The sequence below is a fragment of the uncultured Bacteroides sp. genome (assembly GCF_947632445.1).
GTDB lineage: Bacteria > Bacteroidota > Bacteroidia > Bacteroidales > Bacteroidaceae > Bacteroides.
Genome location: NZ_CANRPM010000085.1, coordinates 1 through 9,526 on the forward strand (window position 1 = coordinate 1; position 9,526 = coordinate 9,526).

General features: G+C 58.1%; 10 protein-coding genes and 3 pseudogenes. 3 read left to right on the top strand and 10 right to left on the bottom strand.

Features of this window, described 5'->3' with window-relative positions; all coding sequences use genetic code 11:
• Positions 1 to 120: 120 nt before the first annotated feature.
• The 3 genes from Q0Z70_RS13580 to Q0Z70_RS12110 are packed head-to-tail and all read left to right on the top strand — an operon-like array spanning position 121 to position 1,777.
• Complete coding sequence (locus Q0Z70_RS13580; protein ID WP_366807311.1) at positions 121 to 225, top strand: hypothetical protein; 105 nt, start codon at positions 121 to 123, stop codon at positions 223 to 225.
• 2 nt (positions 226 to 227) lie between these two features.
• Positions 228 to 1,511, top strand: coding sequence for a PcfJ domain-containing protein (locus tag Q0Z70_RS12105; RefSeq protein WP_298074877.1), 1,284 nt, complete (start codon positions 228 to 230; stop codon positions 1,509 to 1,511).
• A gap of 41 nt (positions 1,512 to 1,552) precedes the next feature.
• The gene (locus Q0Z70_RS12110) at positions 1,553 to 1,777 is read left to right on the top strand and encodes a DUF3873 family protein (RefSeq protein ID WP_298074880.1); all 225 of its coding nucleotides are present in this window, start codon (positions 1,553 to 1,555) and stop codon (positions 1,775 to 1,777) included.
• A gap of 170 nt (positions 1,778 to 1,947) precedes the next feature.
• On the opposite strand, the gene Q0Z70_RS12115 is transcribed toward Q0Z70_RS12110, so the two are convergent.
• From Q0Z70_RS12115 to Q0Z70_RS12160, 10 genes and pseudogenes are all read right to left on the bottom strand, one after another.
• Entirely contained in the window at positions 1,948 to 2,886 is a 939-nt protein-coding gene (locus tag Q0Z70_RS12115) for a site-specific DNA-methyltransferase (RefSeq protein WP_298074882.1), read from the bottom strand.
• Between the two features lie 67 nt (positions 2,887 to 2,953).
• Positions 2,954 to 3,376, bottom strand: a complete 423-nt coding sequence (locus Q0Z70_RS12120) for a DUF3872 domain-containing protein (RefSeq protein WP_298074894.1) — start codon at positions 3,374 to 3,376, stop codon at positions 2,954 to 2,956.
• Between the two features lie 35 nt (positions 3,377 to 3,411).
• Positions 3,412 to 3,996 carry a conjugal transfer protein TraO gene (locus tag Q0Z70_RS12125; RefSeq protein ID WP_298074884.1) on the bottom strand — a complete coding sequence of 195 codons (585 nt, stop codon included), beginning with the start codon at positions 3,994 to 3,996 and terminating at the stop codon, positions 3,412 to 3,414.
• Position 3,997: 1 nt separating this feature from the next.
• Positions 3,998 to 4,981 (bottom strand): conjugative transposon protein TraN, encoded by a 984-nt coding sequence (gene traN / locus Q0Z70_RS12130; RefSeq protein WP_298074886.1) that lies wholly within the window; start codon positions 4,979 to 4,981, stop codon positions 3,998 to 4,000.
• Positions 4,982 to 5,024: 43 nt separating this feature from the next.
• Positions 5,025 to 6,380: a conjugative transposon protein TraM gene (gene traM, locus Q0Z70_RS12135; RefSeq protein ID WP_298074888.1), complete on the bottom strand. Its 1,356-nt coding sequence runs from the start codon at positions 6,378 to 6,380 to the stop codon at positions 5,025 to 5,027.
• Positions 6,367 to 6,669, bottom strand: a complete 303-nt coding sequence (locus Q0Z70_RS12140) for a TraL conjugative transposon family protein (protein ID WP_298074890.1) — start codon at positions 6,667 to 6,669, stop codon at positions 6,367 to 6,369. Before Q0Z70_RS12140 ends, traM begins: the two co-directional genes overlap by 14 nt.
• A gap of 4 nt (positions 6,670 to 6,673) precedes the next feature.
• Positions 6,674 to 7,296 (bottom strand): annotated as a pseudogene (gene traK / locus Q0Z70_RS12145) (conjugative transposon protein TraK).
• Between the two features lie 23 nt (positions 7,297 to 7,319).
• Positions 7,320 to 8,332, bottom strand: a pseudogene (gene traJ / locus Q0Z70_RS12150) (conjugative transposon protein TraJ).
• Between the two features lie 21 nt (positions 8,333 to 8,353).
• Positions 8,354 to 8,983: a DUF4141 domain-containing protein gene (locus tag Q0Z70_RS12155; protein WP_298074892.1), complete on the bottom strand. Its 630-nt coding sequence runs from the start codon at positions 8,981 to 8,983 to the stop codon at positions 8,354 to 8,356.
• A 44-nt stretch (positions 8,984 to 9,027) separates the two neighbouring features.
• A pseudogene (locus tag Q0Z70_RS12160) lies at positions 9,028 to 9,482 on the bottom strand (TraG family conjugative transposon ATPase).
• Positions 9,483 to 9,526 lie beyond the last annotated feature (44 nt).

The following is a 9,526-nucleotide window of genomic DNA, read 5'->3' on the forward strand; positions in this document are numbered from 1 at the left end:
GCTTTTGGTAATCAATCATTTGTATCGTTCTTGTCATATAATGCAGAGATAATTTTAATCTTGTAATAACACGTTGTCGAACTGACGGCAGAGGAGAAAGAGCAGGCGCACCGCAATGCCTTGAAACGTGCCGAAGACGAGGCGTATGCCCGTATGATGCAGCGGCAGTGCAGACATGCCGCCAAGCCGCAGGACACGGAAAGCCAAATGCAAAGTCTGTTCTGACCATGAAACCGAAAACATCCATACAGAAAGAAGTGGCACGGTTGAACGCACGACTGCCGCAAATCAGCGAAGCGCAGAAACGCTATGCATTCCGCCATTGTTTCGAGCCTATCGGACGGAGGAGCGCCGACGGGCGGATTGTCTGCACCGAGTGCGGGCAGTCATGGCAAGGCGGCGGGGCACTCTCCGAAACACTTTGCGGCGCCCGATGCCCCCACTGCGGCACGGAACTGAAAATCGAAAACACCCGTCGGCGCGTATTCCGCGAGACGGCCTATTACGGCATCATGACGACCCGCAAGGGGTATCAAGTCCTGCGGTTCTTCCTCGTCAAGGCGAACCGCAGGGTCGGGCAGCCCGCCGCCTATCATATATACGAGGTTGTCAGCCGATGGATCGCTCCCGACGGCAGGAACGTAACCCTTTCCCGGTCGCGCGGAATAGCCTTCCTATACTACGACTTGTGGATAGAAGACAGTCCGATGGAGGTGCGGCGCAGGAACCACCGCTCATACGACATCCTGCCCGCCTGCATCTATCCGCGTGTCCGTTACATTGCCGAATTGAAACGCAACGGATTTACGGGCGACTTCCACCGTATTCCGCCGTTCGACCTCTTTACGGCCATCCTCTCCATGCCGCCATACGAAACGTTGTTGAAAGCGGGTCAAATTCCGATGCTGCACTACATGCTGCAATCGTCGGCCTCCATTTCCGAGTATTGGGACGCACTCAAAATCTGCCTCCGCCACGGTTACATCATACCCGACGGAGCGGTATGGCGGGACTATATCGACACCCTGCGTTATTTGGGCAAAGACACCCGCAATGCCGCATACGTCTGCCCCGAGAACCTTGCGGACGCCCACGACCGTGCCGTTGCGAAACGCAAGGCACGGTGCGAGCGCGAGCGGTTGGAGGAGCAGCGGCGCACGGCGCTTGCCGCCGAGAGCCGCTACAGGGAACTCAAGGCGGGCTTTTTCGGCCTGTCCTTTACCGACGGAATCATCTCCGTGCGGGTATTGGAGAGTGTGCAGGAGTTTTTCGAAGAGGGCGAGGCGATGCACCACTGCGTATTCGGCAACGAATACTATCTGAAACCCGATTCGCTGGTTTTGTCGGCGACCCTTGACGGCAAACGCATCGAAACGGTGGAAGTAGCCCTCTCAAAACTCAACGTCGTGCAAAGTCGCGGAGCGTGCAATGCCGACACGGAATACCACGACCGCATCATCGCATTGGTAAACAGCAATATGCCGCTTATCCGCAAACGGATATACGCATAAAGGATACGAACCCATTCCATAACACGCAAAATCATCATACAATGGAAAAGAGTCTGAATACGGCCGGCATATCGACCTGCCGCACAGGAGAAGAAAAGTATGTATATTTCAATCTGCCACCTCATTTGCGCAGACGGGGCCGCTGCTGTCAGTACGACTACCGCACGGAGGACGGGGAGCTGTTCTCCTGCGTCGCCCCGACCCTCGACAAATGCCGCGAGAAACGCGACCGGTGGCTGCAGGACGGGGCAGGAAAAAGGCCCTGAACGGACACGGCGGGATCGGACAAACAAGGCGGCGGCGAATTTGCCGCCGCTACTTTCTTTCGGTGAGCAGACGGGCGGACAAAGAAAGTAGCAAAGAAACCGGTGTCCCAATCTGCGATAAACGCCGACGGCAGCACCGTCGGCGTTCTTCATGCGCATTTCCTATACAATCACACCACCTCCGCACATCGTTTGCGTGCGATTTCGGCGTATTGGGCATTCGGTTCAAAGGCAATGTACCTGCGTCCGAGACGTTTGGCGGCTACGGCAGTCGTCCCGGCCCCTGCGAAAGGGTCGAGGACGATGCCGTTTTCCGGCGAGCCTGCCCGGATGGGTATTTCCACCAACTTTTCGGGGAACATTGCATAGTGCCGTTCCTTGCTCCGGCTGATGGAGAGGCTCCACACGCATCTGCGGGTACGTCCTTCGGGATTGATCTTCATCATTCCTTTGGGTGTTCCGGCGATACGCTGGAATTCCGCACCTTTGCCGTTCGACGTCATCGGATAGCGGTATCGCGCTATCGAGCTTTTGGCATAAGGCTCGAACTGCCTGTTGAAAAGATAGCGGCGGTTTTTGACGAAGAAAAACATCTTTTCGTAGTCCACCGTAAAGCGGTCTTTGGCGGGGGAAGGTACGCAGGCTGGCTTGTGCCAGATGATTTCGTTGCGCAGAATCCACCCGTCGGCAATCATTTCCTCGGCGAAACGCCCCGGGATGTTGCACAGGGATTTTGCGGCGACACGATGCCGCCGCTTGTCCACTGTCGGTTCCGACAGGCAGCCGCCGTTTTTGCTGCGGGTGTATCCACGCGTCTTCTGCCGCACATTGTATTTGTAGGGCTTGCCGTACGAATCGGCGATATTGACCCACAGGGAGCCTGTGGCTTTCAGGACGCGGCGGCATTCACCGAAGAGGGCGAGGAGATGTGCGATGTACTCCTCGCGTGCCGGTTCATGCCCCAGTTCGCCATGCCAGCCGCCGCAGCGCGGACAATAGCCGAATGCATCCTCCTCATGGGGACACCGGCTGTCGGCCTCCCACCACAGCGGTTCCGTGCCGTAGTCGCGCATCTGCCAATAGGGAGGCGAGGTCACGATGCAGTCCACCTACTCGTCGGGCAGGGACGCCAGCCCCGTCCGCGCATCGGTGCAACAGATGCGGTTTGTCTCCAGACTACACATCGTCTTCCTCCTTTTCCGTCTTTTCGTTCGTAAATTGGAACGAGAGCTGGACACACTGCCCGAAGTTGTCCTCGACATAGACGTCGATGGACTGCTGGCCGGAGGATGCCGAAGTGTAATACAGCCGGAACTCCTCCTTGACAAGGGGATAGCGGTCGTTGGGCAGGAAAACCGTTCCGTCGTCCATGCGCAGGGAGCCTTTGCCGTCGGGCTGGAAATAGCGTATGGTGTAGCGCGTGTCCGCATAACGTCCTTCCCGGAGCAGGCAGCAGCGGATCTCCGCCGTTTCGCCCTCGGCGATATGTTTCTGTACAGGCATGGTTTCGACGGTAAAGGCATACGCCTGCCGTATTTCCACGCCGTCGTCGCAGGACGAGAATCCTGCCGCCACCGCCGCACATACGGCGATGGCCATTGTTCTGAATCTTCGTATTGTTTTCATGGGTATAGTCAGTTGATGATGAATTTCAGTCCTACTCCGTATTGGAAATGGAAATGGCCTGTGGTGCCGCCCCACAAGCACCGCTCGCGCAGGTTCACGAGCAGGGCTATGCGGTCGGCGAGGTACGCCTCCAGTCCGAGCGTCGCCGCCCCGCCGTAGATGAAGGCGTCGTCGTGTTGCAGCGTGGCGCCGTCCGCCAGAAGCCTGCGGCCCCAATTCACCGTTTCATACCCCACCAATGCGGAGCCGCCCATGTAGCAGAAGACTGTCTTCCGCGCATCCGCCAGAAACATATAGTGGAAGCCGCCCTCCGCCGTGAACTGCGCGGTCGGGATCCGCATCTGTTTGTAGGGGTTGTACTTGAGCAGATATTCGACGCCGAAAGACCATTTGTCGCCTCCCTTGGTATAGGAGGCGAGCGCCGCGCCGCACCAATATCCCGTATCGGCACGCCGGGCGTGCGTGTAAAAGCCGTCCGTCATGCCGACGGAGAGTTCGATGCCGCGCATCTTGGGCAGACACCGTTGCGCGTGCGCCGCCTCTGCGGCAAGCAGAAGGAGCGGCACGGCCAGTAAGCAGACACAGCGTTTCATCTTATCTTACCTTCAATTCGTCGATGACTTCCGCCCGCACCAAGTCGTCGTTCTCCACGACGAAGGACTGATGGCGCCCGCCGTTTTTCTCGTTGAGCTCCACGACGAGGCACTTGCCGTCGGGAAGCGTGAACTTCTGCATCGTGAAGACGGTGCGCTCGCTCTTGCACCCCGGCACGCAGGTTACATAGTTCTGCGCCCGCAGGGGCAGAATAATCTGTTCCTGTATGGCGGTGCGTCTGGCGACTTTCTTGTCCACGATTTTGAAGGTGATGTAGTCCACATCGAAAGGCACATGGGAGGCGTTGCGGATTTCCGTGTGGAAATAGAGCAGCCCGTTGTGGGTATAGATGCCTTTGAGCAGATACTGGATGCCGAAGCGCTTGCTGCCGATATGCCTGACCTGCCGCCGGTTCTGCTTGTATATGGACTTCATGATCAGCCGCACGAGCAGCGGGCTTTCCGCGCCGAGTTCCGACAGATAAACCTCCATGGCGTTGTTGGGACGGTTTACCGCTTCTCCGTCGTGCAGGAAATCGCACATCTCGATATTCAGCAGCAGCGGTTCGTCAGCGTATCTGACGTTGAACGTGTAGAAAGCGCCGTCCTCGGTGATGACCGACATGTTCGTTTCGCCCTGAAAGCTGCGCACGGCCGCTTTTACGCGGATGACGTTCTCTGCGCCGTCGGCTTTGCCGGCGATGAGGTCGGGAGACCCCAGGTCCACATAGCGCACCTCCGCCGGAAAAAGGATGTGAACGGTCTTCCCGTAGGTAACTTCGATGCCGTAAGGCGGAATCATGCGGTCGAAGGTAAGTTTTCGGGACAGCCCGTGATAGAGGTCTCCATCCTCCTGCCGGGGATAGATTTCGTGCCGCAGGACAGGCGGCGTGTGCGCTGCCGCGGAATCCGCCGGGTTCTGTTGTTGCGCGTGTGCCGCAACGGCGCCCAGCATGAGGGCGCCCATTAAGAAATACTTGTTCATCGTTTTGGATTTTAGCGTTGTTTTTAAGTTTTATAAATAGGATTCAGTCTTTGTCCACGCAGAGCATGACGCGGTATCCGGCTTTCAGATGCACCTTGACGGTGCGCACCTTTCTGGCGATATACTGCGAGGCACCCTGCAGGACGCCGCGTCCCAAATCGGAGGCGAGCTGCGCTCCGGCGTCCGTGGACAGGTTGATGCTGCTGCCGAGCGACGCCCCCATATTGGCGGCGACCTCTTTGGCGGCATTCATCTCCATACTGCCGGGGATGAATATCCCCTGCTGTCCGTCGGTATCGTACACCGAGAGCTTTACGGGCATGATGGTACCCTCGTGCTCTATCGAGGCGATGAGGATATCGAGCCTTTCACCCTGTATGCGTGCAACGCCCGCGAGGAGGCTGTTGCGCGGCACGAGGCGGTCCGCCACGGCCTGCCCGTCGGTTACGGTCTGCGCTCCGTAAATGCACGCGGCGATGGTGTTCTTCGCCTGCACCGTCGTGCCGCCTATGGCGGTCCGGAAGGCGTAGTTGCGCGGCTGTGCATGCGCGGCGAGGAACTCTTCGTCGCTTACGGGCTGTGCGAGCGCCGAAACGACCTGCGGCGCCACCTGCCTTACGGCAACGGCCGCACGGTCGTCGGCATGCGTACTTCCGGAAGCCTCCTCCGCGGCGTCGTCCGCCGTCGGACTGTCCGACGGCACCGTCCCGCCCTGCGTAGGAAGATAACGGGCCGCCAGCTCATAGGATTTTTCCATCAGCGCCATCTGGTCGTCGAGCGACGTTCCGGCCGGTTCCTGCTGTCGGGCGAGCTGCCGTTCCAGTTCCCCGATGCGCTCTTTCATCTCCTCCTTCTCCGCATCCTCTTCGGGCGCGGTGTAGAAATTGCCGAGCGTCCGGTTCAGATCCCGGTATGCGGCGGCCGAGGCATGGATCTCCTGCCGCGTGCCGTACTTCCTTTCGTATTGCTGCGGTTCTCCGGCTGCGGGATTCAGCAAGTCATACTCCTCCGTTTCCGGTTCCGCCGGGTCCCCGGCATCGAACAGGTCGCCCAAATCCCGCATGGACCTTTCGCGCTCCTGCCGCCGCTGTTCCATGCCCGCCAGTTCATAGACCTTCTGCTTGTCGCCGATAATGCCCGCATCGTCGGGCGCAGGCATTTCAAGGTTGAAGCCGTCTTCGAGGCCCTGCTTGTCGCGCTCCGCCGATGAGGGCTTGAATATAAGCCACATGGAGCCGGCAAAAATCAGTCCCATCGCGGGATATACCAGCATTTTCTTCCGGCGCTGCCGTTCGGCCTCCGTCAGCACATGCGCCTTTTCGGGCTGTTTGTGAGCCTTGACCGGATCCTTGACCGGCGTATCTTCCGGTCGTGTCTGTTTGAGTTCACTGTCGTTCATGTCCGTAGGGTTTGATAGTCATGGTATGTGTCGAATCCCCTTCGGGGTGCAAGTCAAGGGGACGGATGTGTTCGATCTGCGGCAACTCCCGCAAGGCGTCGTTCCGCCCGATTTCATATACCGCCCGTATGGTCACATAGAGCGCCCCTGCGGCGAACAGCAGCAAGGCGGCCGCGACCGCGAGCAGTCTTTTTTCGGGCGCCATGCGCCCGCAGGCACGGCGCAGCGCGTCGTCCGCACGGTCGATGCGGCGTCCGAGGCGTTCTTTGATTTTCGAGAATCTTTTCATCGGATTAACGTTTAATGGTTTGTATGTCCTTATTTCCCAAAATGGTGAATCCCTCGATGGTGAATCCGTTGGGATTGTCGTCGGAGCGTGAGGCGTTCAGCAGCCGGCACGTGGTAACCAGCGACCGCTCCGTAACATTGCTCTGACGGATAATCATCTGCCGGGCATGCGTGGTCGCCCGATAGGGATAGCGGTCGAAGTCGCAGACCACCGAATCCACCTGCAGCACCTGGTTGATGTTGCCCGCGATGATGCGGTTGTAATACCCCTTTTCGGAAAAGTCCGTATAATAGTTGTAGGCGCTTTTGTCGGCCAGCAGCAGGGCGCGTCTGATGTTGTGCTCTATGGCGCTCTTGTCGGGCGAGAGCGTGAAGAACAGCTCGTGAAAACGCCGCACGTGTTCGCGTGCCTCTGCCGGACGGTTCTGCGACAAGTCCTGCGACAGGGCGAGCATCAGGCTCTTGCCTCCGTCGAGGACGTAGATTTTCTCGCGCTGCCGTTCGGCGAAGCGGTAGGAACTCCATACGGAGTAACCGCCACGGCCGTGCACAGCACGAGGAACACCGCCGCGAACAGACGTATCTGCCGGAACGACGATTCAATGTTTTTCAATGATTTGAATTCCATGATAATAAGTCTTTAAGAGTTTGTCAGTGTCCCATCAGCCGGCCGGTAACATTGCCCGCCGCAGCGCCTGCGGCACTGCCGGCAAAGCCGCCGGCACGTCCCGCCACCGACGTAATGTTGCGTGTGTAGTTGCCGGCGCCGCCCGCCTGAATGATCCAGCCCGCGACGGTCGGAATCGTGAAGTAGCCGATGATGCCGATAATCATGAAGATGATGTAGACGCCGTTGCTCGCCTCCACCGAATAGGCGGGGTTGCTCTGCAATTCGGCGATGTCCTTCTGCAGCATCAGCACTTGGATGCGTGCCAGCACCGACGAGAAAAGGTCGCTTATGGGGAGCCACAGATAGATCTGTATGTACCGGCAGAACCACTGCGTGAGCGTGGCATGGAAGCCGTCCCATACGGATATGGCGAAGGCGACGGGGCCCAGAATGGCAAGGACGACGAGGAAGAAGGTGCGGAGGGTGTCGATGACCAGGGCCGCCGCCGCAAAGAGCAGTTCCAGAATCTCCCGGAAGAAGTCCCGGATGCCCTTCTTCATGCTGTACATGCCCCTTTCGATGTACATTCCCGCCATCGTCACCATGTCTGCGGGCGACCAGCCCAGTTCATCGAGCTGCCGGTCGAACTCCTCGTTGCTGACCAGATAGGCGGTTTCGGGATTGCGCATCATCGCCTCGTATTCGAGCCTGTCCTTCTGCGCCCGGTATTCGTTCATGTCGAGCGTCTGCCCTTCGAGCATCCGTGCCGTACCCTGTACGACGGGAGACAGCACGCCATTGACCGTTCCCAGCACGACGGAGGGGAAGAACATGATGCACAGTCCGATGGCGAAAGGGCGCAGCAGCGGATAGACGTCGATGGCCTCGGCACGCGCCAGCGACTGCCACACGCGCACCGCCACATAGAACAGCGCACCCAGTCCCGCGACGCCTTTGGCGACGCCCGTCATATTGGCGCACAGCGGCATCATGTCCGCATAGAGGTTATCAGGATCTGATGCAGGTTGTCGAAACTTGTTGCCAGCAGTATCATAATGCAGCGATGTTTCTCCGTTTACCAATATCGGGCACTTCCGCCATAGAGGCTCAGCACGCGGTCGGCGTCGTTCATCTTCTGCGCCCGCAGATAACTGACCGAAATGTTCTTGTTCGTGTAGTATCCGACCAGATTGCGGTAGCGCCGCATCGCATTGTAGCATCTGTCCACCACGTCCATGCGCTCCTTGTCCGTCATCGAGAGCGTGGTGATGTTCACCACGTTCTTCAATTCCGTCAATACGTCGTTGCTCTCCTCCAGCAGTTTCGTATAGCCGAAGGCGATGGCCGACAGCTCCTCGGCGGTGAAGTGGTCGTCCTGGAGCATCCGCTGGAAACTCGTAACATAGATTTCCGTGATGTCGCCGACCATCAGAATGGTCTGCTGCACCTTGCGGGCATCCTTGACCAGATTGTGTACGGATTTCAAGGCATCGTAGTATTTTTTGCCCTGTTCATAGATTTTCACCGTCTCCTGAAAATTCGCCACCATGTTGGTCGCGGTTTTCGAGGTGTGGACGATGTTCTTCGCGGCATTGATGATGCCTTGCGCCAGATTGCCGGGGTCGGAGACGACCCACTGCGCCGAAGCCCTGCCCGCACACAGCAGGCAGAGGCCCGACAGAATGATGATGATTCTTGTTTTCATACGCTTTATTGTTTTTCTTTTTTGATGTTTTGATGTTTTGGGATTCATTCCTTGTTTCTGTGCCGTGCGGCCAGATGCCGTATCGCCGTTTCGAGGTCGCCGCCCAGCCGTTCCGCCTCGGCCTGCACCTCCATCTTCTCGGTCTGCTCGGTGGTGTAGGTCAGATATTCCTCTGCCGACACTTCCGTGGCATAGACCGCCGACCGGGTGCCGCCCAGACCGATCCACACCTCCTTGTAGAGCCGTGAAGGGTCGTTGGCCATGTTGATGGAGAGGATCTGCGAGCGCTCCTTGTCCGTCAGTCCCAGCAGCGCCTGTATCGAATCGAACTTATTCATGTACTTGCGCTGGTCGAGCAGGATCTTGCAGTCGCTGTTGTTGATGATGCTCTCCCTGACGATGGGTGAGGCGATGATGTCGTCCACCTTCTGCGTTACGACGACCGCCTCGCCGAAAAACTTGCGCAGGTCTTGTACATATACTTGATGTAAGACGCCATGTTCGCCGAGGCGATGGCTTTCCACGCTTCCTCGATGAGTATCA

Bases quoted from the DNA above. Each gene is read 5' to 3' on its own strand.
- Q0Z70_RS12155 (WP_298074892.1), bottom strand. From the start codon at position 8,983: ATGAAAACAAGAATCATCATCATTCTGTCGGGCCTCTGCCTGCTGTGT.
- Q0Z70_RS12140 (WP_298074890.1), bottom strand. From the start codon at position 6,669: ATGAAAAGATTCTCGAAAATCAAAGAACGCCTCGGACGCCGCATCGAC.
- traN (WP_298074886.1), bottom strand. From the start codon at position 4,981: ATGAACAAGTATTTCTTAATGGGCGCCCTCATGCTGGGCGCCGTTGCG.
- Q0Z70_RS12105 (WP_298074877.1), top strand. From the start codon at position 228: ATGAAACCGAAAACATCCATACAGAAAGAAGTGGCACGGTTGAACGCA.
- Q0Z70_RS12125 (WP_298074884.1), bottom strand. From the start codon at position 3,996: ATGAAACGCTGTGTCTGCTTACTGGCCGTGCCGCTCCTTCTGCTTGCC.
- Q0Z70_RS12110 (WP_298074880.1), top strand. From the start codon at position 1,553: ATGGAAAAGAGTCTGAATACGGCCGGCATATCGACCTGCCGCACAGGA.
- traM (WP_298074888.1), bottom strand. From the start codon at position 6,380: ATGAACGACAGTGAACTCAAACAGACACGACCGGAAGATACGCCGGTC.
- Q0Z70_RS12120 (WP_298074894.1), bottom strand. From the start codon at position 3,376: ATGGCCATCGCCGTATGTGCGGCGGTGGCGGCAGGATTCTCGTCCTGC.